The sequence below is a fragment of the Thiofilum sp. genome (assembly GCF_016711335.1).
Classification (GTDB): Bacteria; Pseudomonadota; Gammaproteobacteria; order Thiotrichales; family Thiotrichaceae; genus Thiofilum.
The window spans coordinates 3261079-3287509 of the sequence record NZ_JADJTF010000001.1; the positions used below are offsets into that span (position 1 = coordinate 3261079).

Genomic DNA, 26431 nt, shown 5'->3' on the forward strand with positions numbered 1-26431 from the left:
GTTATGAGATAAATAACTCACGCCTCCTGTAGAAGTATCCTGAATCCAATACTTCCATGGTGGCCGTGCCATAACACAGGGAATCCAGCATGCAATCTCATTTAGTAGATCCATTGGTGCGTTTTACAGGCGTACAAAAAACCTATGATGGTGAACACTTAGTAGTACGTGACCTCAATCTTGCTATAGGGCGCGGTGAGTTTGTAACACTGCTAGGCCCTTCAGGCTCCGGTAAAACTACCTGCCTGATGATGCTGGCGGGCTTTGAAGTACCCACTCAAGGAGATATTTTTCTAGGGACACAGCGCCTGAATGCTCTCCCTCCCCATCAGCGCAATATTGGTATGGTGTTTCAAAACTATGCGCTCTTCCCCCATATGACAGTGGAAGAAAACCTGCATTATCCGCTTAAAACACGCAAAATCCCCAAAGATCAAGCCAAAGCTAAAGTGACACGCATACTGGATATGATTCAGCTCACTAAATATGCTAAGCGTCGCCCGCAACAGCTTTCTGGTGGACAACAACAACGCGTTGCCCTAGCCCGCGCTTTAGTCTTTGAACCGCAATTAGTGTTAATGGATGAGCCACTAGGGGCACTCGATAAGCAACTACGCGAGCATATGCAGATGGAAATTAAACATTTGCATGAGCAACTAGGACTCACCGTGGTATTCGTCACCCACGATCAAGACGAAGCCCTCACTATGTCTAATCGAGTGGCGGTCTTTAATGATGGCGTGATCCAACAAATTGACAGCCCGCAAAACCTCTATGAATATCCCGCCAATGCGTTTGTGGCGCAGTTTATTGGCGAAAACAATACCTTAGCTTCACAAGTTGTCGGTCATGATCAAGCTATTTATCACTTACAATTTGGACAAAACTTAATATCAGGGGCTTACAACGCTACTGAAACCTTAGCACTCAATGAGTCGGTATTATTTTCCATCCGCCCAGAGCGGGTGCGTATTGGTGCTGTGGCGCAAACCCTGCCAAATCAATTTACTAGCACTGTACAAGAGCTGATTTATCTAGGGGATCATGTACGGCTGCGTTGTGAATTTGCCGGTAATACCAACTTTTGTATTAAAGTACCCGTGAGTGAATTAAGCACGCCTATTCACCCTCAAGATCAGATTGTCATGGGCTGGCGTGATGAAGATGCCCGTGCCTTAAAGCAACTACCTCAATAAACCAACCATACAACCAACCGCTTGGAGTTTTAATATGAATGCAGTTTCTCGCTCATTAAAGCACTTAGTTACGGCTAGCTTACTCGGTCTTGGATTACTGGTGAGCACTCAAGCTCAAGCATTGACCGTGATTTCATTCGGGGGAGCCTCGGGTGATGCGATGAAAAAGGCTTATTACGACCCTTTCGTAGCTCAAACTAAAACCGAACTCACCCCGGGTGATTACAACGGTGAATTTGCCAAAATTCGCTCTATGGTAGAAACCGGAAATGTGAGTTGGGATTTAGTAGAGGTCGAATCTCCTGAACTCACGCGTGGTTGTCTCGAAGGCGTATTCGAGCCTTTAGATTGGGACAAATTAGGCATTAAAGATAAAGTCATCGAAAGTGCGGTCAATAAATGCGGGGCAGGTATTTTCGTCTGGTCTACCGTATTGGCTTACGATGCGGAAAAACTCAAAGAAGCACCTACCAGTTGGAAAGACTTCTGGGATGTACAGAAATTCCCCGGCAAACGTGGTCTGCGTAAGGGTGCTAAATATACCCTCGAATTTGCACTACAAGCGGATGGTGTAGCTCCTGAAGAAGTCTACAAAGTGCTCGCTACTCCAGAAGGCGTAGAGCGTGCTTTCAAGAAACTTGACGAACTCAAGCCCCATATTCAATGGTGGGAAGCAGGTGCTCAGCCGCCTCAATGGTTAGTCGCGGGTGATGTGGTCATGTCCTCTGCCTATAACGGCCGCATTGCCGCTGCTCAAGCCGAAGGACGCAAATTAGCGATCACTTGGCCGGGGAGTATTTACGATCTGGATTACTGGGCGATTCCTAAAGGTAGCAAAAACGTAGACGCCGCCTATGAATTCATTAAGTTTGCTAGTCAAGCCGAGACTCAAGCGGCTTATTCTAGCCAAATCCCTTATGGCCCTATTAATCCAGAAGCCATTGATAAGCTAGGAGATAAAGCCAAGGAAATGCCTACCTACGCTGACAACCTCAAAGGAACCTTGGCAATGGGTACTGAATTCTGGGTGGATAATGGCGAAGAATTAGAGCAACGCTTTAATGCTTGGGCTGCAAAATAATCCTGCTTTAGCTGGGTAAGGAGTTTAAAATGGCGACGAGTCCTATGGCTATGCAGCCGCTTACGGGTAGTTCATTAAAATCTCAATTGCGTCGTGCTGAGCGGATGCGTAAATTTAAAGCATTTTTGCTCGTCGCCCCTTTAGCGCTGTTTTTATTAATCGCTTTTGTTTTCCCTATTGGCAGTATGCTATGGCGCAGCGTAGACAATAGTGAACTAGCTCAAGCATTACCCCAAACCGCTCAATTACTAGAAGAGTGGGATGGACAAAGCCCTCCCTCCGAAGCGCTTTATGCCTCTTTAGCGCAGGAGCTTAAGAACTCTTTAGCGAGTGGTGCTATTGGCTCAGTCGGGCGGCGCTTGAATTATGAAGATCCGAGTTTGCGCACCTTAGTCACGCAGACTCTGCGCAAACTACCCGATCAGCCCACTACTACGTGGCAGGAAACGTTAGGAAATATTAATCCACGCTGGGCAGATTTAGCCACTTGGCAAACCTTAAAGCGCGTTGCCCCCCAAACAACGGATCGTTACCTACTGGCAGCACTCGATTTTGAGCGCAATAACCAAGGTGAAGTAACCGCCATTGCAGCAGAAAAACGGGTCTATGTTGATGTCTTTCTACGCACCTTATGGATTTCAGGGGCTGTGACTTTAATCTGTTTGTTGCTGGGTTTTCCTTTGGCTTACTTGCTGGCTACTTTGCCCACTAGCACGAGCAATCTATTAATGATCTTTGTGTTATTGCCCTTTTGGACTTCGCTCCTAGTGCGTACTGCGGCGTGGATAGTGTTGTTGCAATCGGGAGGCTTAGTGAATAACGGTTTGATGAGTTTAGGGTTGATTAGTCAACCATTGGAGCTAGTCTTTAATCGCTTGGGCGTATTGATAGCGATGGTGCATATCTTGTTACCTTTCATGGTATTACCCTTGTATAGCGTGATGAAGGGCATTTCTCCGCACTATCAACGTGCCGCTATTTCATTAGGTGCACACCCCTTTAAAGCCTTTTGGGAAGTCTATGTACCTCAAACCCTCGCCGGAGTAGCCGCAGGTACTGTATTAGTGTTTATTATGGCTTTGGGTTATTACATTACGCCGGCTTTATTGGGCGGCCCTTCGGATCAAATGGTGAGCTACTATGTGGCGTACTACACCAATACCACCAATAACTGGGGCATGGCAGCGGCTTTGGGCGCTCTGTTACTGATCGTGACCTTAGTACTCTATATCGTGTATCAACGTCTTGTTAATCAACAGCAACCTAGCCGGAGATAAGCCATGCAACCTTATGCATCGACTGTGGAACGAGTATGGTTTTGGGTCTTTAGGATTTTATGTGGATTAGTGCTGGTGTTTTTGATGCTGCCTGTCCTAGTGATTATTCCGCTATCTTTTAATAGTGGCAGCTTCTTAACTTATCCTTTGGATGGCTTTTCATGGCAATGGTATGAAACTATTTTCAGTCCGGGACCTTGGTTATCTTCACTTAAAAACAGTTTGATAGTAGCCCCCCTAGCAACTTTACTTGCCATGATCTTTGGCACGCTGGCCGCCGTGGGCTTTAATCGTGCCGACTTTCCGGGTAAGGGTTTACTCATGGCACTGATTATTTCGCCGATGGTAGCACCTCTAGTCATTGTCGCCGTGGGCATGTACTTCTTCTTTGCCAAAGTGGGCTTACTTAATTCTTATACGGGTTTAGTACTTGCACACGCCGTGCTTGGTGTACCGTTTGTGGTGATTACAGTCAGTGCCACCTTGCAAGGGTTTGACGCTAACCAAATTCGTGCCGGTGCAAGCCTTGGTGCTAATCCGGTTCAAGTATTCTTTGATATTGTATTGCCACAAATTCTACCTGGTGTGATCTCTGGCGGCTTATTCGCATTTGCCACTTCGTTTGATGAAGTGGTCGTTGCTTTGTTTATAGCTAGTCCTACCGAGCGCACCTTACCTATGCAGATGTTTTCCGGTATTCGAGAAAATATCAGTCCGGCTATTGCAGCCATGGCCACGATTTTAATCATTATGTCGGTTTTATTACTGCTGGTGGTCGAATGGCTACGCCGCCGTAATGAACGTTTTTAAGTATCTTGCAGCATCAATGAGGTGATAAAAGTTATCTAATTAGATAGGAATAGCGCACAATAGGTTTAACCGTGTATCTACAAAGTACTGGATTTTTAATGAGTTAAGTTAATACCGTACTTTGGCACTACAGTTGCATTGATAAGGATAATAGTGAGTGGTTAAATGTCATAACTGACCCACTCCCAGCCCAAAAAAGGCTGTCATGCATTTGAGATGATTAATAAGCTAGCGGTGTGGTATCTGACGCCACCTGACACAGCTACCACTGGTTAGTGTGTGTATCAGCTTGTTATATCCTCAAATACTCAGGTCGTAGCTCAGTGGTAGAGCAACTAGCTTAGCTAGTATGCGTCGGTTCGATTCCGATCAACCTGCCCTTACTATAGCTCACTGGTAGAGCAACAGACTCATCATCTGTCGGTTGTTGGTTCGATTCCAACTAGTACATTTACCCTTTTTAGGTAAACGGTAAACCTCGCCCGCAAGGGCACTATAAAATGGAGGACGCCTCCGGTTTAAGCCCTTAGTCTCTTTGGAGATTAAATGCTTAAACACCACTAAAGTCGCCTCAGTGCTGGGTAGCATGAAAGCGCTAGTGCACTAACAGTACTACTGCGTGTCACTTGCCCTGTTATGCCAAAGCATTGAGCCTACCGAGGTGGGGAGGCTACTCGTCTTCAGTCATTATTCCTATCTTAAGTGCACTACTTCAAACCTAGTATGGTCTGGCTTGGCTTGTACCATAACAATAATCCGTAACCCGATTTATATTTCATTCGTATCACGATTACCACGTTTGGGGTTTAACCCTTGGGAGAGCGTAAATGACTAAAACTAATGCGCAATTAATTGAGCGCAAAACACAAGCCGTCGCACGGGGCGTGGGACTAGCACACCCTCATTTTATTGATCATGCTGAAAATGCCACACTGCATGATGTAGAGGGACGTGAATTAATCGATTTTGGCGGTGGCATTGCCGTGCTCAATACCGGACATCTGCACCCTAAAGTCAAACAAGCGGTGATTGATCAAATCAACCGCGTCTCGCATACCTGTTTTATGGTATTAGGTTATGAGCCTTATGTGGAATTATGTGAGCGTGTGAATGCACTTATGCCCGGCGACTTTGCCAAAAAATCAGCGCTCTTTACTACCGGAGCCGAAGCGGTTGAAAATGCGGTGAAAATAGCTCGTGCTCATACTAAACGCACTGGGGTTATTGCCTTTGGGGGTGGGTATCACGGACGGACTATGGCTACGCTGGCACTCACCGGTAAAGTAGCACCTTATAGTGCGGGTATGGGCATTATGCCCGGCGATGTTTTCCGTGCTTTATATCCCAATAAATTGCACGGTATCAGTGTGGCGGACTCACTCGCTTCGATTGAACGTATTTTTAAATTTGATGCTGAACCGCAAAATATTGCCGCCATTATTTTAGAACCTGTACAAGGTGAAGGTGGTTTTTATGTAGCACCTGCTGCCTTTATGCAAGCGTTGCGTAACTTATGCGACAAACACGGTATTGTATTAATTGCCGATGAGGTTCAAACCGGAGCGGGTCGCACTGGAACCTTCTTTGCTATGGAGCAAATGGGAGTGGCTGCGGATATTACGACCTTTGCTAAATCCATTGCGGGCGGTTTCCCTATGGCGGGTATTGTCGGTAAAGCTGAAATTATGGATGCGGTAGGTCCCGGTGGTTTAGGGGGTACTTATGGGGGCAATCCATTAGGTTGTGCCGCAGCGTTAGCGGTCTTGGATGTGTTTGAAGAAGAACAACTTTTAGATCGTGCTAAGGCAGTAGGCGAACAAGTAAGCACACGTCTCAATGAATTTGCTAGAAAATATCCCATTGTGGCGGAAGTACGCGGCTTGGGAGCTATGATTGCGCTCGAATTGATGAAAGACGGCAAACCTTCACCTGAATTAACGGCTGCTCTGGTCACTAAAGCACGCGAAAAAGGTTTGATTTTATTGTCCTGCGGTATTTATGGAAACGTGGTGCGTATTTTAGTACCGCTCACTGTACCTTATGAACAATTACAGCGTGGCTTGGATATTATTGGCGAATCCTTAGCTGAAATTAGTTAAAGAGGTTATACACAGTACTTTCTATACAAGGAGGTACTGTGTAGTCCCAGCATGTGGTGATAACTAGCGAATATGCCATCTCTGATTAACACCGCCATGACATTGCCACTGAATCACATTGCCACCATTCGCATGGGATGCGCCCGTTACATCAAGGCATTTCTCGCTATGATAAGCCTTAATAGTGTAATAATTAGCCACCTTATTAATAATCCAACGTTGATTGGTTCCACCATGACATTGCCATTGGATCACATTAGCCTCATTATGAGGTGAAGCACCTGCTACATCTAAACACTTACCGCTATTGACAGATTTAATAATCGAATAATTACCACGATTCTCAATAAGCCAAAGTTGGTTAGGCTTTCCATGACAACTCCACTGAAGAACATTCGCATTGTTTTGTGTTGATGCATTCGCTACATCCAAGCATTTTTCACTATGATAAGCAACGATCATTCTTTTACCAGTAGGATTCGCATTAGCCACTGGCAAGGCTAATAAACAACTAAGAGCAATAGCACTAGCAAAAACTAAGCTTTTCATGATCTAAACCTCGCTGACACTCATGACTATATTAGTAGGATATTCACACTATTAATAGTCTATAATACAATTAGATCATTGCCTATGGTAATTTTTAACGCTACATATAATAACTACTACTCTTGACTTTTTAAAAACCGCTTATGGCTTTAAAAAATAACGAGCAAAATATAAATTTGTAGACAAATTAATCTGGTCTTTTATTTACTCTGGTTAACAACTACTTTTCACTTAATTAATAAAAAAGTAATTATGTATTCTGAGACTCTTAGTCAGTAATCTTATAAGCCGCTTAGTAAGAAACCACTCATATAAGCAGTAATACCCCTAACAGCCGAATACACAATTACTTTTCTAATTATAATCTAAATTCAACTAATAATAAGTAGGATTAGCGCTCGCTTAGTAACGACCGTGCCCACTCCCATGATCATCCCAACCACGTCCGCGTCCGCGATCATCCCAACCACGTCCGCGCCCACGATCATCCCAACGTTTCATACGTGAAGCTTCACAACGCCAACGCTTTTTATAACCATAAGTGGTTTGGCACTGTTTCACCACACAAGGAGCACGATAATGCACTCGACAACTCGCTAAGGCAGCATTACTCGCTTGGGTTCGAGTAGGATACCAACCAGACCAAGTAGAGGCCCACACAGTAGAACTACTCAGTAATAAGAGTAGACCGATTAACCATGACTTTTTCATTTTCACTCACTCCTCCACTCACTTCATTATAAACACAGTTTAATTATGGTTTTTGCACGTAAAAATATCTTTTAAAACTATATTTTCTGCAAAAATTATTAACCATAGCATCCTATTTTAACTATAGGTGAGTTAGTTAATTTTACAACATGAGCTTTTCTTATTAATATTATAAAAAAAGCTATGATGCTTACTCCAGCTTAATAGTTTATAGGTTTAGAGTAAATCAGTTAATTTTTTACCTTATATCTAAGTAAAATACCGCAATTTTATTTTTTACCTATTGCTAATATTACGAATCTATAGACAAGATAAAGGAGTTTAATTATGTTGTTGAAGCACTACCTTTTTAAAGCCTTACTAATGGGCGTAATGACTCTCAGCAGTACGCTTGCACAGGCTGAAATCACCTATCATTTTTCCGGTCAACATGCTCTATATGGTAAAGCTAACGCTGTACTAAAGCTCAAAGACAACTATCAATTTGGTCAAGAGATTACACCTAATAACTTTATTAGCCTTAGCTTTAATTCAGCTAAATACCGCTTTACTATTTTACCGCAACATATTTTAACGCTTTATGCTGCACTTAATATTGATGGTACGTTAGCTAATCAAGCGGGTAATTTCCAATTTTACCTAGATGCTAGCCAAGATCGCTTTTTAGGCACACGCTTAGATGGTACTTGGCGTGCCAGTAGTGATATGAATGAAGGGGTATTAGGTAAATGGCAATTAAATACTCAAGGTCTAGCCAATACTTGCCGCTCAACGAATAACTACCATAAAGCAGCCGCACGCGGGGATGTAGCCTATGTCAATATGTGCTTAAAAGCGGGTGTACCGGTGAATTTACTCGAAGGTAATGGCTGGACAGCCCTGCACTCTGCCGCTCGTAATGGTTCTGTACCAGTGGTAAGACTGTTATTACAAAAAGGTGCGAATAAAACTATTAAAGATAAAACGGGACGTACCGCAGCCGACCAAGCTCGATTGGCTAAGCATTACGATGTTTTGCAATTATTGAAGTAGCTTTAGCCTTTCCATGCCCATTTTCAGTGCATATTGCAAGTGAGCTAAGCCTGCTACAGTGATATGGAATAGAACTTGCTTTCCAAGAAAAGTCATTGGTTTTTCAAAAGCGCACTACTATAATCGCGCCTTCTTTTACCACCCTTTACCTTTAGTGTTATTGACACCGGAGATTTGCACCACATGGATACCCTACTGCTTGTGCTCATCGCAGCAGGCTTTATTAGTATCGTCATAGAAGATGTTATTCATATTAATAAAGCAAAAACCACTTTATTGTTTGGTAGTTTAGTTTGGCTACTGTATTTTATCAGTCGCTCACCTGAGACTGAAACCGTACAAGAAGCCTTAAATGAAAACCTATTAGAAATAGCTACTTTATGGCTATTTTTAGTGGCTGCTATGACATTTGTTGCTTACTTAAATAATCGAGGTCTTATCTCGAATATTGTTATGCGCTTATTGCCAGAACGTTTAAGTAAACGCACTTTATTATTTATTACTGCTCACTTTGCTTTCCTGTTCTCTGCTATGGCAGATAATGTCACTACTACTTTAGTCTGCATGAGTTTACTCTTACCGCTTAATTTATCGAAAGCGGATTTGTTACGCTTTGTGGCTGTAATAGTGTTTGGTGTCAACTCCGGGGGTGTAGCTTTAATCACAGGTGATGTCACTACTTTAATGGTCTTTTTAGCCGGTAAAGTGACTATTCCTAATTTACTGCTATTAGGTATACCAGCCTATATGGGTCTTATTACTCTAGCCTTTATTATGGCAAAAGGTTTACAAGAAGATGTGCATATCCTACGTGAAGTTAAGCCTATACCTCTAGCTGATAAGCTTGCAGGGATACAGTTCATTTTAACAATTATTAGTATTTTAGCACTTAATGTATTATTTAATGTACCGCCTTTACTCACCTTTTTAGTATCCTTAGCGTTGCTATTTTTAATGATGCAATTCATTAATGGCGATGAAGATATGATGCGTAACATACGAATGATTGAGTTTGATGCTCTATTATTCTTCTTAGGGGTGTTACTCATGGTCGGTATGCTAAAACAACTGCATATACTCGATCATTTAGCAGAGCTTTACACCATACTCCCAATTCCAGTAGCTAATTATACTTTAGGTCTATTTTCTTCCCTAGTCGATAACGTGCCTTTAACGGCTGCGGTATTACATTCAGGAGTCGAAATGGCACGCGGCGAATGGCTCACTATGGTATATGGAGTGGGTATTGGAGGTTCATTACTTATTATCGGCTCAGCCTCTGGTATTATCGCTATGAGTAAAGCGGGTCATGGTAATGTTACCTTTGTTAGTTACGCCCGCTTTTTTGGTCACTTATTATTAGCCTATTCAGTGGGCTTTGCTGCTGCTTGGCTGGTCGGTCAAATACTTTAATAAAAACAAGCTTTAGCTTGCAGGGGACAAATCTAACAGTTTGCCCCCTGCACTCTTGTGGTAAACTAAGCATCTAGCTAAAAGCAACTGTGTGTTTATAAAGCAGTCTTGGCGGCAAGGTTACCATCGTACCTGCTAATTAGGCAATACGACCCTCAAGGCATCTTTCACATAAGAATACTGCAAAGGTGTTTTTTGTAAGGTTAATTCACCATCTAATGCTACATAAATACCGCGCTTACGATGATGATTATCGATTTCTATTTGCTCTACTATGCGGCTTTCTAATTGCTTTGCTTTTTGCAGCGGGCTAATGCCTCGAATAATGGCATTAAAAGCAAGGCGAATCATTTCCCAACGAGTTTCAACTTTTACAATAATAACATGCAAACCATGTTGACCCTGCTCTAATTCCTTTCCTAACGAGGGAAAACTTAATTCCCGCTCTCTCACTCCAATAAAAGCCAAAGGCGTGCGAATTTTCACAGTATTAAAAAATAATCTAGAACTACGTAAGCGTAATAAACGTCTCCCTCCTGCTAAAATACTAGCTGGCAGATAACTCATATAGCGCTCTAAATAGTCCCGTGTGCGGACAAAGCGTACATAAGACCCTACTGAGCTAGTATTTAAAAATAAACGTTTATTCACATAGCCAACATCTACCGCCGTGAAGTGATTACTCTTTAAAGCTAAGGCTAATGCCTGATGAGGATCAATAGGTATCCCTAAATAAGTCGCAAAATGATTTAATGTGCCACCGGGGATTATAGCTAATGCGCTAGGCGTTCCTGCTAAATGCTGTGCGGCTAAAGATAAAGTACCATCCCCTCCACAGACAATCACTCTATCCTCACCCGCTGCGATTTCATCCTGAATCAGCCTAGGCAAAGTACTAGGGCTAATAGACTGAATAGCGACTTCTCGATAGCGCTTTAGAATGGGTATTAAGCGCTGCGCACTGCCTGAATGAGGATTAACAAATATAGGGATTTTTTTAATAGAAACGAAGACTTCAGTGTTTTTTTTAGGATTATCTTCTTTTTTACTATCCATATTAACTCTTCCCGCTGCTAAATTATTTTCCAATTATTATCAATGCGTTGAAAATATCTATCTTCTTTTAAATGAAATTTATCCTTTTCCCACTCCATAAAGCTGATAGTGAGCTTTTCACGATTACCTTTAATAATATTAAAACTATTAGGGTGGGTTTCTAAAGTGCGATTAGAAAAAGTAGTTCCCGCATGGGAGATAATGACCCCATTTAAAATTTGCGTATAAGCCATATGAATATGACCACTGAGTATAATATCCACCCCCGCTCTTTGAAAGGCATCAATCGCCTGATCACGATTTTGCACTACATCGCGATATTCCGCTTGTTGAGGTAACCAAAAAGGATGATGTGCTACTAATAAACGTAATTTAGGTTCCTCAATAGATCTAACGGTATTAGCGACAAACTCAATCTGTGCTTCACTAATTTGCCCCCTCGACCAATCAAAATAAAACCCAGCGGCACGCGCTGTATTCACCCCTACCACGATATAATCATCAGTATGTAAGATTGGTTCTAGATTAGGGGTGACAAATTGTTGCCATTTTTCCCAAGGTTTAAAAAAACGCTCGGTAATATCGGTAGCGGATAAATCGTGATTCCCTGGCACAATAAAATAAGGATAGGGTAGTTGCTGTAAAAAGACTTTAGCGGCTTCAAACTCTTCGACTTTAGCGCGTTGGGTTAAATCCCCGCTAATAATCACTAAATCGGGGTTCACTTGCGCTAAATTAGCCATTAAGCCCTGCATCACCTCAGGGACTTCACGGCCAAAATGTAAATCTGAAATATGAGCAATAGTGGTCATAGTGCTAGTGGTTTACAGTAAAAATTAGCGCTCAGTATAGCCAAAGGTGTTAGTCCTTGGCTGCTTTGATCGTAGATTAGGGGGATTTAAGTACTTGAGTCAAAGTAACCGTGCATTTCCTCCGCAGCCGCTGTAAATACGTCCCTGTACGCTTCAAAGCGGCATCCTTGCCGCCAAGACTGCTCCAGAAACACACGGTTACTTTTAGATGCTTATCACATAAGGCTCAAAGACTGTGTTTTCGCCACTGCGCTAGGCTTTGTAGTTGTTGCCCTTGAGCATCAAAATTAGTGGGATGGAGCCAATGCTCGAACGCATAGCGACACTGAGGCCATTCTTTATCGATTAAGGAATACCAAGCGGTATCACGATTAAAACCTTTAATGACCGCTGCTTGGCGAAATACTCCTTCAAAACTAAACCCTAAGCGCCCGGCGGCCCGTTTAGAGGGTTCATTTAAGTCATTGCATTTCCACTCATAGCGCCGATAGCCTAGCTCAAAGATATAGCGCATGAGCAAATACATCGCTTCTGTCGCGGCACGAGTGCGTTGTAGTAAGGGAGAGTAATAAATATGACCGACCTCAATGACACCATTCGCGGGATCTATACGCATCAAACTCGCCACCCCCAGCGCTTGCCGAGTCGTTTCATCGATAATGGCAAAAAAATAAGGGTCTTCTAATGCACTGACACTCTGAAGCCAAACCCTATAATCTTCTAAGCTATCAAAGGACCCATAGGGTAAATAAGTCCAATCGCGCCCATCCACAGCGGCTTGTTGTGCTTGCCATAAATCAGCTCCATGCTGCTCTGGTTGTAAGCGCTCTAAACGACAATACTGCCCTGACAACAAAGTGGCATTAGGACGCGAGCAAGGTTGCCAATCGGGTACGGGTTCTCCTAGTAACTGTCCCCACGTATTGCTCAGTATACTCATAATCGTGTTTGCTCTTGATGTAAGGTGCTTTCAATAGCCGCCGCAAAAATCTGTTTATCTAAAGTCGCTAATTTGATCATAGGGCTAGACAAACTGTCGCTATGCCATAAATAACGCTCAAACATAAAGGCTGATAAATAGTTACCTATTTTAGAGGGATGATGACCATCTTTTTGATACAGACATTCACCTAATACCGGAGCTTTGCGGCGCACATAGGACCATGCTTCCCCCACTGGCACTAGCTTAGTTTGGTATTGCTGGGCCATAGCACGATAAGCTGTACTCAAATGTTGCTGCATAATCCAATAATCAGGACTGATTTGGCTATATTTACGATCTCCACGCCGTGCGCCCCAAGTCATAAATAATACCGGCACGGCCCCTGAATCTTGAATCAAAGGGCAAAACCGTCCCAGTGCTTGTACAAACCCCTGATAGGGAGCTTGCCCTATGAGGGTGGGGGTTTGACTCTGCTCTTGTAACACTACATAGTCCCAACGACCTCGTTTAATTTTGTCTTGTAGTGCTTGGTGCTCCCAATGCCAAGCCAAATTACGCCCCCCTTTAGTGACAAACTCCACTAACACCGAGCCTTGTAAAGAGGCAGGTAAGAGATGTACTAAAGTAGTGCGCAAGCCCTCAGTATAGGAATTACCAATAAATAATACACGTCGTGCCCATTTGTCCCCCATTAGTCTCCCCCTTTAATCCCATTATTTTAATCAGGAAGCATCGTTTGGAAAGTCTGTTCAAGATAGTGATAGACTGCAAATAAGCCCATAGCCTCCCCCCCAATAGGACGACCCGGACGGGCGCGTAAATTCCACGCCATCATATCAATATGCAGCCAAGGCGTTGCTGCTGGCACAAACTCGTTTAAGAATAAAGCTGCCGTGATTGCTCCACCGTAGCTATCACCACTATTTTTTAAATCGGCAAATTGCGTTTTAAGTTGATGCATATAAGGCTTATGCAGCGGTAAATTCCACATAAGTTCATCCACCTCAGCCGAGGCTAGTTGGATTTGCTGGGTGAGTTGGCGATTATTACTAAAGAATACTGGAATCTCAGTACCTAAGGCCACACGCGCAGCACCCGTTAAGGTGGCAAAATCAATCACTAGAGCAGGTTGATGCTCACACGCCGCCGTTAAAGTATCACATAAAATTAAACGCCCTTCGGCATCGGTGTTATCGACCTCGACCGTTTTACCTGCACGCGTATTAATCACATCGCCCGGACGGAAGGCATCGCCCCCAATGGCATTATCCACCGCTGGCACTAACACCTTGAGGCGAATCGGTAAATTCGTTTGCATAATCAGGCGTGCCAAGGCAATCACATGTGCGGCTCCCCCCATATCTTTTTTCATTAAGCGCATTGCAGTAGAGGGCTTCATATCCAAGCCACCGGTATCAAAACACACGCCCTTACCGACTAATACCACCTCAGGGTTTTTCTTATCGCCCCAATGCAGCTCTAAAACGCGCGGTTTATGTGCACTCGCACGTCCTACCTCATATACGGCGGGATAACCATGCTCGATGAGATCCTCACCGACTAATTGTTGGAATGAAGCATCAAACTCATCCGCTAGGGTATGCATATGCACGGCTAAATGCTGTGGCATCATCCGATTAGCCGGCATATTGACTAAATCACGTACACTATTAATCGCATTTACAAACGCTACTACACGCTCATAGTGCGCAGGTAAATAGAGTTTGCGTTGCCCCTTTTCTTCGGTTTTTTTAGTCAAACTAAATTCATATTGCCCTAAACCCCACCCGATAGCGGCGAGCATTTGATCATGCTCACTCCAACTCACTTCTAGATGGTAATTACCTTCGGGTAATTGGGCAGCTAAGCCCGCAATAGACCAGAGTGCCGTTTCATTCTGAGCATAGCCCACGAGGGCCGTACCGAGCTTGCCGGAGAGGGCTGGAATAATACAAATCTCGCCTACTTTACCAGTAAATTTATTTAGATCTAACCAATGGTGCACAAAGGCTGGCAAATGCGCCCGCACCTCAGCCAATGTATCCACTGTAACCGGTAGAATCGGGGTAGAGTTCTCAACTTTTTCGAGCGTAAACATGTCATCCTCATGATTATAGATTCGAGTGCTAGTAATTTAGTCTGGTTAATCGACACCTTGACCTGATTCTTATTGACATCACTGCACCCGAACTTCATTCTGTTGCAAAAAATGCCCAATCATACGTCGAGCGTCACTAAAGCGCCATTCTTACATGCAATTAGATACTTTATACACAGTAAATACCCCTGAAGGTATTGCCTTAACCCTCACTCCAGCGGGATTCGTACCACGCTTCATGGCTTGGTTTATTGATTTATTAATCCGCTTTAGCGTCGGTATAGTCTTAATTACCATCTTGGGCATATTGGGCTATCTCGGTGATGGTTTAATCCTAATCTTCCTGTTTTTGCTTGAATGGTGGTATCCGGTCTGGTTTGAATGGCGGCATCAAGGTCAAACGCCGGGTAAACGTTTATTAGAGCTTTATACCGTACAACGCGATGGTAGTCCGGTAACGTTTGCAGCCTCACTATTGCGTAATTTAATTCGTTTTGTGGATTTTATGCCGTTTTTCTATGGCTTTGGTGTGATTAGCCTACTCTTTACGCGCCACTTCCAACGCCTAGGTGATTTAGCCGCTGATACCTTAGTCGTCTATAAACCGCATTTAAATGCACATCGTGCTTTGCCAGCAGTAGAACCTTTACCCTTACCGCAACCGCTACTGATTCAAGAGCAACAAACTTTACTACAATTTGCTGAGCGCTCACGTACTTTAACGCCAGCGCGTGCCGATGAACTGGCGCAAATTACCGCAGAAACCTTGACTCAAGGACAACCTGCTAGTCTAACCTTACAACGCTATGCGGTATGGATTGCGGGTCAACACATGCTCTCACCTCAACAGGTAGCCTCTTCATGAAACAGGTGCAATTCATCGAGCATTACCAAACTATTTGGAGCCAACTCCAAGCATGGTTGGACTACTTAGCCCTACCTCGGCGTAAACGTCATACTCAAACTGCCCCGACTGGACAATTCGCCGAACTGTATCGGCAAACCTGTCACCATTTAGCCCTAGCTCAAGCGCGGCATTATAGCCCGCATTTATTGGAGCGCTTAAATCACTTAGTGGTCGCCGGACATCAGCAGTTTTACCGCGAACGTGAACCTATTGGGTCACGAGTATGGTCTTTTTTGGCTCTCGAATTTCCTGCTCAAGTACGTGCTCAATGGCGTGTCTTATCACTCTCAGCCGCTGTGTTTTACGGCAGTATGTTGCTGTTTATTTTCCTAACCCAATGGCAACCGGATTTAGTGTATTCAGTACTAGACCCTATGCAAATAGCCGAAATGGAGTCTATGTATGATCCGCAACTGCACGACCGTTTAGGGCGCGAACGTGAGGCCGACAGTGATTTTTATATGTTTGGTCACTATATTCGCAATAATACCAGTATCGGATTTCAGACCTTTACCAGCGGTTTATTATTTGGCATTGGTACATTATTCATCTTACTCTTCAATGGCATAGTGCTAGGCTCAGTCGCTGGGCATCTCACCTATATTGGCTATAATGATCCCTTCTGGGGATTTGTGGTAGGGCATAGTGCTTTTGAACTCACGGCTATTGTGTTATCCGGTGCTGCGGGTTTTAAACTCACTCAAGCTTTAATTTTCCCCGGACGCAAAACCCGTCTATACGCTTTAAGAACCAATGGGCGCATTGCGATACAACTCATGTACGGTGCGGCTTTACTGTTTTTAATGGCGGCTTTTGTCGAAGCGTTTTGGTCCTCGCGCGTACAGACACCTCTTAATGTGAAATACGCCATTGGTGGATTATTTTGGCTTTTAGTGATGGCATGGCTGGGTTGGGCGGGGCGTAAACATACGGCACAACAGGTGGATGTATGACCCCTAAGCTCACGATTGCTTTACGTGAACGCACGCCATTTGAAGCGCTCGATTTAGGCTTACGTCTCACTCAAACAGCTAAACTACTATGGCTAGGTTGGGTTTTATTTAGTGTCTTGGTCGGTTTATTGTTTTGGGCACTGTTACCGTCAGAACAGCTTTGGCTGGGATTGATAGTATTGTGGTGGCTTAAACCCTTGTATGACCGCTTTTTATTACACGGTTTAAGTAAACAGGTGAGCGAGCAACCTTTAACCTTAATCCAATGGTTTAATGCTTTACCGAAATTACTCATCAGTAGCAACCTATTAGCCGCGCTCACTTGGAAACGTTTTTCATTAGTACGCAGCTATGTACAATCCTTATGGCAGTTAGAAGGTTTAACCGGAAAAGCTGCTCGTAAACGCCGTACTCTATTAACCAATCAATTTAATCGCCATGCGGTGTTACTCACCTTGAGCTTGTTTCTAGCTCAAATCGCAATTTTTCTATCTTGCTATGGCTTATTGCTACTATTTGATCCGACTGAAGCGACTACTGAGCATATTCGCAATGTCTTTGCTGGCTATGTGGATCGAGAGGAAGAATATTGGCATCACCTTTTGGATTATAGTTTTTGGCTAGTAGCTATTATCTTGATTGAACCCTTTTATGTTGCCGCTGGCTTTACTTTGTACCTCAATCGCCGTGTGCAATTAGAGGCGTGGGATATTGAGCAAGCGTTACGTGCCATGGCTCAACGCTTAAGCCAAAAAGCACATCACCTAGCCTTAGGTGTTTTATGTACTTTCACTCTATTCATCATTACGCTCCCCACCCCTAATTATGCCGCTGAATCCCCTGCTGAACCGCTGGCTGAAGAGCATTTACCAGCCAATCAAGCTAAACAACAAATCACCACTATTTTAGATGAGCACGAATTGCAAACTCGTACCGTCTATCGCTGGGTAGCTAAAGAAAAAGATAAAGAAAAGGGCAAGAACTCTAGTAATGCTAAGCTTTCCGATCAAATCATCACCAGTTTGGCACAATTACTAGAAGGTAGCTTATGGCTCTTTATTGCTATCGGTCTCATTCTCGCTTTTATCTATCGCGAGGCATTACTCAAACTATTACGCCCTTATCAAGCTAAAAAAACCACGCCCCCTCCTCCAGCGACTTTATTTGGCTTGGATTTAAGTGCTGAAAGTTTGCCTAAGGATATTCCCGCTGCGGCTCAAGCGGCATGGCAACAAGGTCATTATCGAGAAGCCTTGAGCCTATTATATCGCAGTGCCCTACATCAATTGACGCATCAGCAACAGTTACAGATTCAAGCACACCATACCGAGGGCGATGTATTGGTTTTAGCGCAACCTCATAGTTCTAAGCCCCAATTAGAGTATCTGACCCTTTTAACTCGCTATTGGCAACAGACCGCCTACGGGCATATTAACCCAGCACCTGAGGTACTCACTCAACTGCTAAACGCACACCAACAAGCGGAGGCGGTATGAAAGATCACCTCCATACCCTGTTGATTGGTCTCTTAGTGACGATCATTGTATTGAGTGCCGGTTACTGGTTTTTTAGTACCTATGAACTCAAAGCTCATGAAGAGCAAATCGGTGCACAAGGGGAAGCCGCACATAATCCACTGTATTACTCACGCTTATTTTTAAAACGTATGGGTATTCCCACTGAATCCAAAACTCAATTGACCTTACCTGATCTTAAAACCGTAGTAGTGTTAGATAGTGAACGTTATGTACTGAGCCACGATAAAGTACGCGAACTCTGGCATTGGGTAGAGCAAGGGGGGCATTTAGTTACGCGCCTGCGTAATCGTAATACTTCAAACGATAAAGAAGACTACGAAAAAGAGTCTGAAGATAGCACAACCTCCGATAAAACAGATTCTGTTGATGCAAAAACTGATGCTCAAAAAAGCAGTCAAAGCCATGATTTACTGCAAGAATTGCTTAAAGTACAGGGTGGCATTTACCACTCACTGAATACGGATGAGTTACCGCTAAAAGCGCAACTTCCCAACCATCATAAATCTCTTGAGGTTGATTTTGATCTGTTTCGCGCTATTAAAAGCACCGAACACGCGTGGGCACTGAATAGTCCTAAAGGTGATTATTGGCTAGTACATAAAATACAGGGCAAGGGCGCTGTTACCTTAGTGAGTGAATTTGATTTTGCCAATAATAGCAGCTTGGGCAATGAGGATAATGCGGAGTTTTTTTGGTCTTTACTGCATACCCATTACACGCCTGAACAAGTCTGGATTATTAGTGATCAGGATTTTCCTTCCCTGTTAACCCTATTATGGAATTATGCTTATTTAGTGCTCTTTAGTTTTGGCGCTTTATTAGTTTTAATTGCTTGGGCGTGGATGCCACGCTTTGGCGCTTTAATTCCGCTCCCGCCCCCCACACGGCGACGCATTGTAGAGCATTTAAAAGCTAGTAGCCGTTTTCAATGGTTTCAACAACCTCAAGGGCGCAACACGATCATTGAACAACTGCGCCGCGATACTTTGCATCTGGCACAAAAGCAATTGCCCCAGTGGTTATACCTTAATGAAACCGAACGTTTGCAAATGTTAGGTCAAGCCTTACAGCTTGATTTAGCCACTACACACTATTTATTCCAAGCACCTGAATTAAAAGAATCTGAGCTAGTACGTCTCACTCAGCTCAATCAATATTGGAGACAAGCCCCACATGCTCAATCTATCCCTTAGTACTGCAAGCCAAGCACTACAACAATTACGTGCACAAATCCAACACGCCTTAATCGGGCAAGAGGTGGTGGTACATCAAACCCTGTTGGCACTGCTAGCAGGTGGACATGTATTAATTGAAGGTGTCCCTGGTTTAGGTAAAACGCTCTTAGTGCGAGCACTAGCGCAAACGATTAGTGGGCAATTTGGGCGTATTCAATTTACACCGGATTTAATGCCTGCTGATATTACCGGACATACGCTGTTTGATCGGGATACCCAACAGTTCCAAGTACGCAAAGGTCCGATTTTCACTAATTTATTATTAGCCGATGAAATCAATCGTGCTCCCGCTAAAACTCAATCCGCCTTATTAGAAGTGATGCAGGAACAACAAGTGACGATTGATGGGCAATCCTATCCCGTACCTTTGCCCTTTATGACCCTAGCAACTCAAAACCCCTTAGAACAAGAAGGCACTTATCCCTTGCCCGAAGCGCAATTGGATCGCTTTTTATTAAAAATTCGCATGACCTATCCGACGCTCGATGAAGAAAAAGCCCTGACTGCTTTAGTCACTCAAGCACATTCCACCTCTGGTTTTAATCTGAACTCCGTGCAAGCGGTAGTGACACCCGAACAAATACTAGAATTGCAACAATGGTGTACTCAACTCGCAGTGGATGAGGCAGTACTCGATTATGCCGTGCGTTTAGTCCAAGCAACACGGCAACATGCGGGTATTCGAGTAGGTGCAGGGCCACGCGGCAGTATTGCTTTAATCCGCACCGCCCGCGCTGAAGCGCTCATGCAAGGTCAAACCTTTGTCACTCCCGATCATATCAAGGCTGTTACATTGCCTGTCTTACGTCACCGGATTGCCTTGCATGCTGAACTAGAATTAGATGGCGTGAGTACGGATCAAGTACTTACCACTTTACTCGATCAAACCGCAGCACCACGCCAATGATCATTCCGAGTAAACGTCTGCTCTGGGTGAGTGTCGCTATCGTGCTCATAGCTTTGGGCTTTAGCATGGCACAAACCGGAGAGCCGATTTTTCTGATTTTAGTCGGCATAGTGGCAGGCATTGCGCTGCTAGATGCCTTATGGCTCCGGTTTAGGCGCAATACGGTGAGCTTTAAGCGCGATTTACCTAATACCTTAGTGGTAGGTGTGCCACATATCGTGCATATCACACTAGAGGGTAGTAAACACGCTGAGACTTTACAGCTTTATGATCATGTACCCTTAAGTGTCAAGGTGACCGCACAACATCTACCGCTAACTGTGCAATTACCTGCACAACAAAGCGCTCAAGTGGGCTATGAAATCACGCCTACTGAACGTGGTTTGCAAGTCTTTGATCATTTGCAGGTACGCATACAATCACGTCTGGGTTTGTGGTGGCGGGATAAAAAAATAGCACTGCCACAACCCGTTAAGGTTTACCCTAATTACACTGCATTTGCTCGCTATACCTTACTAGCCGCCGAGCAACAACTGAATCAAATGGGTATTAATCGCCGTCCGCGTCGTGGTGAAGGGCAAGATTTTCATCAATTACGCGAATATCGTGAGGGTGACAGCATACGCCAAATTGATTGGAAAGCCAGTGCGCGTATTCAGCATTTAGTCACCCGTGAATACCAAGAGGCGCGTGATCAAGAGGTATTAGTATTAGTCGATTGTGGTCATCGTATGACGGCTCACGATCAAACCATTGCCCATTTTGATTATGTATTAAATGCCGTATTGCTCTTGGCACACGTAGCACTTAAGCAAGGGGATGCAGTAGGTTTAGGTACGTTTGGCACTCCAGAACCGCGTTGGGTATTACCTAAAAAAGGACACTATGGTTTGCAGCAGTTATTGAGTCAAACCTATGATTTACAACCCAATGGGCAAGCACCGGATTATTATCAAGCGGCTTTAAGTGTGCTCGCACATCAAAAACGGCGGGCTTTGGTGATTTGGGTAACTAATTTACGCGATGAGGATCAGGGGGATTTATTACCTGCGCTGCAATTAGTACGCAAGCGCCATCCGGTATTAGTGGCAAGTTTACATGAAACAATAATTAGCTCACTTTTAGAGCAAACTATACACTCGCTCGCAGAGGCATTAGACTACGCAGCAGCTTTGCAGCACTTGCAAGCTCGCTCAGCACTAATGAAGCGGCTGCAAGCGAGTGGGGTTGCAGCCTTGGATGTGATGCCAACGGAATTAGCGGCAAAGCTAGTGAATCACTATTTAGAAATTAAACGTAATCAACTTTTATAATATTGAATAGGAGGCTCAACATGGCTGAATGGCGTACTATAGCAAAAGCAGCAGTATTAGGTGATGGACATATTAGTCAAAAAGAAGTGCAGCTATTGCGTGACCTAGTGTTAAAAGACGGTAAAGTATCAAAAAGCGAATTAGCCTTCTTAAAGGAAATTAAAGCCGAAGCTAAAACAGCAGTAAAAATGCTGGATGAACTGATTGCGGATTGTGAGAAAGTCGCTCAGGGCGAATAAAGCTTTAAGCTGATTTTATTATTACGAAGCCATCGATAGTAATTATCTAATTATCGGTGGCTTTGTTATTTTAAGTGCTGCATTCAAAATAAAGTTTCCATACACCCCAAATTTTTTGATCGATATGATCAAAATCAGGTAGTCGATCAATATCTTTGAGTTGTACCTTAGCAAAATCAGCAGGACTTAGATGCTGTTTTAGCCACTGCTCTAATACTCGGGTCAGCCCCTTTCGATCTTCACCACGTAAAGCCTTGGCAATTTTAGTATCTGCGTATTGACTAGCACAGACAAAATAATCCATACCTAGCGGCTTATAGTGCCCTAGAGTATAAAATCTTCCTTGATCTTCTACGTTTAGAAAAAACGTTCCACCATCTGGTGCTACCACTCCACCTATAACCTTAAACTCGGCACTAGGTAACTCACTCTTGATGCAACTCGTTAAACCCACTAATAGGCAAGCTAAAAGCAATAAATTTAAATACTTAAACATCGTTTATACTCAAACGCTTACTAGCCCACGCTCTTGTTTCCCCTTGTACATCATATTGACACTCACGCAATAACTCTGGCGTCAGTGCATTGAGGGCTTCTAGACTTTCCACTATTTGACCACGGCACATTGAACAAGGATTATGTTCATACATCCAATACAGTAAAGGAGCTAAAGCTGGCAATGCTTGATACTTTACCCAATCATTTAAAATAAAACCTAAGGTATGAATGGCATCCTTATCCTCGGCAAAATGCTCTAACACCTGCCGAATCAATAGCTCATCGCCTTGTTGGTAATTAAGCTTAAATAAACCAATCAGTTCGGCATATACCTTATTCAACTGACCTTGGCTTAATATTTCTCGCGCATAAGCACCAATCTGAGGATGTTGATTTTGTGCTAACACCACTAACATGGCTGTGACTACTTTAGGATTAGTCGATTTAATTAACTGCCACACTTTGGGACTTAAGGGATTCGGCAACGCTACACGCTTGAAAAACCATAATAAGCTGGCAGCCACTTCCTCATCTGGCTCAGACTCAATCTGATGTAGTACCCATTGTTGTTCCACTAAGCTCAAGCAGGTACCTAACTGCATAGTGAAATGGTTACGCATCCGTCTTTTACGCGCCTGACTCAATAACTCAGCTAAGGGCAACTCTTTACGTAAGCGTGCACAACGTCGCTTTTCACGTTGCTCTGTAGTCAATGCTTGTACGGCTTGGGCAGATTGCTGACGCGCTAATTCCTCTTGCCCCTCCGCACTGTGATACTCCCAATAGGCTTTAATATAAAAGTCAAAAGTAGCAGCAGCTTGCACATCGGCATGAGCTTGCTCTAGCGAGATTTGGCGCTGCTCTGGAGTGAAAGATTCATGGCATAACTCCAATAAACGTTCTAAGGTAGGCACATAAAACTCATCCAGATGAGGCACTAAATAACCCCAGCCACGCACAATAGGCAATAAGGCTTTCTGCCCCGCTAAAGCTAGCCACCATTCCGACCACTGATAGCGGCGCATATCGTGTTCAGCTAGCCAGCGCTCTGCCCAATACTGAATTAATCGGTAAGCGTCTTGATCACCGTCTAAAGCCATCAAAGCTAATAACGCAAAACGTTGATTAGAATGAGGATCATCATAACTTTCGTCTTGATCGGGCTGGAAAGCGTCACGAATGACTTGGTCAAAATGAGAATAATAAGGGGTTTTTGCAAAGAGCGGATACAGCCATTGTGCTCGCTCAAACTCCTGCAAAAAATCCTCACTATAAATAGAGCTATATAAACAACCGTCTAGCAAAGTTTCCGCATAGGGTTCTAGACCCTGCTGTTGAATCGCTAAATAAACCGCTCCACGTCCGGCGGTTAAATGCTCTGCAAAGGTGGCTATATCCATTTAACCACCCCACTCTGAGGCTAGCCTGTGCAACTCACCGTAATATTTCATGCTGCCCTGCATTCAATGTCCTTACTGTCTCGAAGATCAGACAATTTAATGACTAATCTCCCGCAACAAAAGTTATTAGAGTCCATTTACCCGCTTTTTTACTGAAAAAGGCGCGATAATCCACCGGACTACGTGCATATTGTCTAGCAATATAACCTGTCTTACCATTTTTCAGTTTTACGGCTGCCCAGTCATTTAATGTATTACGTGCAGCATCTACAGGTAGTATTTCATAGGTCGATTTTGCTACTACTGCCGCCGATAAGTTAGGGGCGGAACGGATTCTGACATCCTTACCCACCACTGCAATATTTTCAAAACTGTCCGCATTGTCAGGCCATGCACTAAATACATAAGGCGCCATAAACTCACCTTGACTATCAAACTGCCCACCCATGGATAATACAGTATTCAGCTCTTTCCAAAGCGGACTATTGGGTTTATCTAATTTCCATTCCTTTTTAAACTCGGCAATACCATTATTATCCCCATAGGACATATGAATATTCTTATCGACAATAGCTAATAGAGCCTTAGCATCTTTATTGGCAATGATAGTTTTTAGTTGATTACGAAACTTTAAGAAATCGGGGTTTTTGGCGGCATCATCCACTGGCATTAGGGTTTGCGCCCAACTATTTGCACTGATACCCAGCACCGCTAAACCTAATATCGTTGCACTCAATACAGACTTTAATGATTTAATCATTGTTAATACTCCCATTTGACACTCATTGATTTGATGTTGTAGCGCTATTGATAACACGCTAATTGGATTGATGAGTTGGCGACTACTCTCTTGCCAGATAACTAAAGGCATGCTGTAGTGTTAGACTACTATGCGCTATCCCCTTGAGGAGTTTTATCATGTTGCAGTCCAGCCGTCGCCATACTTTAAAACAGTTACTAGGTTTATTAGCCTTGCCTGCTGTGTATCAAAGCACATGGGCTGATACCAGCACGCTACCTAAACCACTTTCCACTAATCACGTCACCTTTTTGACACGCGATGACGCTAAGTATTTAACGCATCGGCAAATTTTTAACAAGCGGATTACGCTGATGCCGCGTTTTATCGCCGTTTGTCTGGATACTCAAGGGGTACAAGAAGCTATTCGTTATGCCAATCAAGCTAAATTACAAGTCACTGTAAAAAGTGGCGGACATAGCTTTGAAGGCTTTTCGCTCAATGAGGGGGGCTTACTCATTGATCTGTCTTTAATGAAGGCTATGCGCTACCAAACGACTACTAAAACGCTAGTAATCCAACCCGGTGCTAAGTTAGGTAAAGTGTATGAGTATCTAGCGCAATATAAACGTTTAATACCAGCAGGATCTTGCGCTGGTGTGGGTGTGGCGGGATTAGTATTGGGTGGGGGTTATGGCTTTTTCGCGCGTGAATATGGTTTAACCTGTGATAGTTTACAGCGTGTGCAATTAGTTGATGGTCAAGGCAATCTACACGACTCTAATACTAATCCTGAATTACTCTGGGCATGTCGCGGCGGCAATAATGGTAATTTTGGCATTGTGACCGAACTCACTTTTAATACTCACCCTGCCCCCGAACTATTTAATAGTTACCGTTTTAAATATCGTAATCTGACTTTAGAGCAAGCCACGCAATTAGCTAAACGCTGGTTTAATCTCATGAAAGATTTACCTAATACGTCTTATTCTTCATGGGTACTCAATAATAATCATCTCACTATCTTACTCACCGACTTCGCCAAAACTCCCGCCAGTACTTTACAAACCATTGTCAAAGAGCTAAGTAAAAATGCTAGTGAAGCTACACCTGTGCGTAAAGATGCCTTTTTAACAGGTATTAAACGCTTTAAAGGTGGGGTTGATCCGATGTATTTTAAAAATGTATCAGCAGGCTATTATCAGGGTTTTAACGATATTGAAGCCGCTTTTCCTGATATATTCAAAACCATGACGACCTCGCCTTTAAAGCAATGTATTTTGCAAATCAATACGATGGGGGGAGCGATTAATAAAGCAGGCAAAGCAGAAACGGCTGCTTATCCGCATCGAGCCTATAACTTTTTAGGTGAATTTCAGGTTTATTATAATGCCGCTAAAGATACGCCCAAAGCCGAAACCATTGTAAATACGGTGCAAAAGCGTTTAACGGCGGTAGGGATTAAAGCGCACTATCGTAATTATCCCGATATTAGTTTACCTAACTGGCAACAGGCTTATTATGGTGCGTCTTATCCACGCTTACAGCAGCTTAAAAAGCAACTAGATCCCAATAACCGTATTTATCACCCACAGAGTGTGAAAGTTTAATGACTATTGCTGGAT

General features: G+C 43.6%; 25 protein-coding genes and 1 tRNA gene. 16 read left to right on the forward strand and 10 right to left on the reverse strand.

Going from position 1 to position 26431, the window contains the following annotated elements; genetic code table 11:
* Window positions 1-89: 89 nt before the first annotated feature.
* From IPL34_RS15365 to gabT, 6 genes are all read left to right on the forward strand, one after another.
* Complete coding sequence (locus tag IPL34_RS15365) at window positions 90-1196, forward strand: ABC transporter ATP-binding protein (RefSeq protein ID WP_296842330.1); 1107 nt, start codon at window positions 90-92, stop codon at window positions 1194-1196.
* Between the two features lie 34 nt (window positions 1197-1230).
* Window positions 1231-2277 (forward strand): ABC transporter substrate-binding protein, encoded by a 1047-nt coding sequence (locus IPL34_RS15370; protein ID WP_296842331.1) that lies wholly within the window; start codon window positions 1231-1233, stop codon window positions 2275-2277.
* 29 nt (window positions 2278-2306) lie between these two features.
* Complete coding sequence (locus IPL34_RS15375) at window positions 2307-3554, forward strand: ABC transporter permease (RefSeq protein ID WP_296842332.1); 1248 nt, start codon at window positions 2307-2309, stop codon at window positions 3552-3554.
* Between the two features lie 3 nt (window positions 3555-3557).
* Window positions 3558-4364, forward strand: coding sequence for an ABC transporter permease (locus IPL34_RS15380; RefSeq protein WP_296842333.1), 807 nt, complete (start codon window positions 3558-3560; stop codon window positions 4362-4364).
* A gap of 379 nt (window positions 4365-4743) precedes the next feature.
* Window positions 4744-4815, forward strand: a tRNA-Ile gene (locus IPL34_RS15385).
* A gap of 376 nt (window positions 4816-5191) precedes the next feature.
* Window positions 5192-6463: a 4-aminobutyrate--2-oxoglutarate transaminase gene (gene gabT / locus IPL34_RS15390; RefSeq protein ID WP_296842334.1), complete on the forward strand. Its 1272-nt coding sequence runs from the start codon at window positions 5192-5194 to the stop codon at window positions 6461-6463.
* A gap of 63 nt (window positions 6464-6526) precedes the next feature.
* Here gabT and IPL34_RS15395 read toward each other — a convergent pair whose 3' ends face one another.
* Both IPL34_RS15395 and IPL34_RS15400 read right to left on the reverse strand, forming a co-directional pair.
* The gene (locus IPL34_RS15395; RefSeq protein WP_296842335.1) at window positions 6527-7012 is read right to left on the reverse strand and encodes an RICIN domain-containing protein; all 486 of its coding nucleotides are present in this window, start codon (window positions 7010-7012) and stop codon (window positions 6527-6529) included.
* A 402-nt stretch (window positions 7013-7414) separates the two neighbouring features.
* A complete protein-coding gene (locus IPL34_RS15400) occupies window positions 7415-7723 on the reverse strand; it encodes a hypothetical protein (protein WP_296842336.1) in 309 nt (102 codons plus the stop codon).
* 327 nt (window positions 7724-8050) lie between these two features.
* Here IPL34_RS15400 and IPL34_RS15405 point away from each other — a divergent pair, with 327 nt between their 5' ends.
* A complete protein-coding gene (locus IPL34_RS15405) occupies window positions 8051-8755 on the forward strand; it encodes an ankyrin repeat domain-containing protein (RefSeq protein ID WP_296842337.1) in 705 nt (234 codons plus the stop codon).
* 183 nt (window positions 8756-8938) lie between these two features.
* Window positions 8939-10168, forward strand: coding sequence for a sodium:proton antiporter NhaD (gene nhaD, locus IPL34_RS15410; RefSeq protein ID WP_296842338.1), 1230 nt, complete (start codon window positions 8939-8941; stop codon window positions 10166-10168).
* A 135-nt stretch (window positions 10169-10303) separates the two neighbouring features.
* Here the strand turns inward: nhaD and IPL34_RS15415 are convergent, their stop codons facing one another.
* The 5 genes from IPL34_RS15415 to IPL34_RS15435 form a co-directional block, all read right to left on the reverse strand.
* Window positions 10304-11224, reverse strand: coding sequence for a diacylglycerol kinase family protein (locus tag IPL34_RS15415; RefSeq protein WP_296842339.1), 921 nt, complete (start codon window positions 11222-11224; stop codon window positions 10304-10306).
* A 17-nt stretch (window positions 11225-11241) separates the two neighbouring features.
* The gene (locus IPL34_RS15420; protein WP_296842340.1) at window positions 11242-12036 is read right to left on the reverse strand and encodes a metallophosphoesterase family protein; all 795 of its coding nucleotides are present in this window, start codon (window positions 12034-12036) and stop codon (window positions 11242-11244) included.
* 226 nt (window positions 12037-12262) lie between these two features.
* On the reverse strand, window positions 12263-12976 hold the full coding sequence (locus tag IPL34_RS15425) for a GNAT family protein (RefSeq protein ID WP_296842341.1): 714 nt from the start codon (window positions 12974-12976) through the stop codon (window positions 12263-12265).
* Window positions 12973-13671, reverse strand: coding sequence for a DUF4886 domain-containing protein (locus IPL34_RS15430; RefSeq protein WP_296842342.1), 699 nt, complete (start codon window positions 13669-13671; stop codon window positions 12973-12975). Before IPL34_RS15430 ends, IPL34_RS15425 begins: the two co-directional genes overlap by 4 nt.
* A gap of 26 nt (window positions 13672-13697) precedes the next feature.
* Window positions 13698-15077 carry a M17 family metallopeptidase gene (locus IPL34_RS15435; protein WP_296842343.1) on the reverse strand — a complete coding sequence of 460 codons (1380 nt, stop codon included), beginning with the start codon at window positions 15075-15077 and terminating at the stop codon, window positions 13698-13700.
* Between the two features lie 154 nt (window positions 15078-15231).
* Between IPL34_RS15435 and IPL34_RS15440 the strand changes: the two genes are divergently transcribed.
* From IPL34_RS15440 to IPL34_RS15470, 7 genes are read left to right on the forward strand one after another with little or no spacing between them, the layout of a single operon-like run.
* Window positions 15232-15942 (forward strand): RDD family protein, encoded by a 711-nt coding sequence (locus tag IPL34_RS15440; protein WP_296842344.1) that lies wholly within the window; start codon window positions 15232-15234, stop codon window positions 15940-15942.
* Complete coding sequence (locus IPL34_RS15445; protein WP_296842345.1) at window positions 15939-16937, forward strand: stage II sporulation protein M; 999 nt, start codon at window positions 15939-15941, stop codon at window positions 16935-16937. Before IPL34_RS15440 ends, IPL34_RS15445 begins: the two co-directional genes overlap by 4 nt.
* The gene (locus IPL34_RS15450) at window positions 16934-18433 is read left to right on the forward strand and encodes a DUF4129 domain-containing protein (RefSeq protein ID WP_296842346.1); all 1500 of its coding nucleotides are present in this window, start codon (window positions 16934-16936) and stop codon (window positions 18431-18433) included. The genes IPL34_RS15445 and IPL34_RS15450 overlap by 4 nt, the downstream gene beginning before the upstream one ends.
* Window positions 18430-19668, forward strand: coding sequence for a DUF4350 domain-containing protein (locus tag IPL34_RS15455; RefSeq protein WP_296842347.1), 1239 nt, complete (start codon window positions 18430-18432; stop codon window positions 19666-19668). Before IPL34_RS15450 ends, IPL34_RS15455 begins: the two co-directional genes overlap by 4 nt.
* Complete coding sequence (locus IPL34_RS15460) at window positions 19649-20617, forward strand: MoxR family ATPase (RefSeq protein ID WP_296842348.1); 969 nt, start codon at window positions 19649-19651, stop codon at window positions 20615-20617. Before IPL34_RS15455 ends, IPL34_RS15460 begins: the two co-directional genes overlap by 20 nt.
* Window positions 20614-21930, forward strand: a complete 1317-nt coding sequence (locus IPL34_RS15465) for a DUF58 domain-containing protein (RefSeq protein WP_296842349.1) — start codon at window positions 20614-20616, stop codon at window positions 21928-21930. The genes IPL34_RS15460 and IPL34_RS15465 overlap by 4 nt, the downstream gene beginning before the upstream one ends.
* A gap of 20 nt (window positions 21931-21950) precedes the next feature.
* On the forward strand, window positions 21951-22169 hold the full coding sequence (locus IPL34_RS15470) for a hypothetical protein (RefSeq protein ID WP_296842350.1): 219 nt from the start codon (window positions 21951-21953) through the stop codon (window positions 22167-22169).
* Between the two features lie 70 nt (window positions 22170-22239).
* Here the strand turns inward: IPL34_RS15470 and IPL34_RS15475 are convergent, their stop codons facing one another.
* From IPL34_RS15475 to IPL34_RS15485, 3 genes are all read right to left on the reverse strand, one after another.
* A complete protein-coding gene (locus tag IPL34_RS15475; protein ID WP_296842351.1) occupies window positions 22240-22665 on the reverse strand; it encodes a hypothetical protein in 426 nt (141 codons plus the stop codon).
* A complete protein-coding gene (locus IPL34_RS15480; RefSeq protein WP_296842352.1) occupies window positions 22658-24067 on the reverse strand; it encodes a hypothetical protein in 1410 nt (469 codons plus the stop codon). The genes IPL34_RS15475 and IPL34_RS15480 overlap by 8 nt, the downstream gene beginning before the upstream one ends.
* A 103-nt stretch (window positions 24068-24170) precedes the next feature.
* Window positions 24171-24938, reverse strand: coding sequence for an SH3 domain-containing protein (locus tag IPL34_RS15485; protein ID WP_296842353.1), 768 nt, complete (start codon window positions 24936-24938; stop codon window positions 24171-24173).
* A gap of 47 nt (window positions 24939-24985) precedes the next feature.
* Here IPL34_RS15485 and IPL34_RS15490 point away from each other — a divergent pair, with 47 nt between their 5' ends.
* The gene (locus IPL34_RS15490) at window positions 24986-26416 is read left to right on the forward strand and encodes an FAD-binding oxidoreductase (RefSeq protein WP_296842354.1); all 1431 of its coding nucleotides are present in this window, start codon (window positions 24986-24988) and stop codon (window positions 26414-26416) included.
* The last annotated feature ends 15 nt before the right edge of the window (window positions 26417-26431 follow it).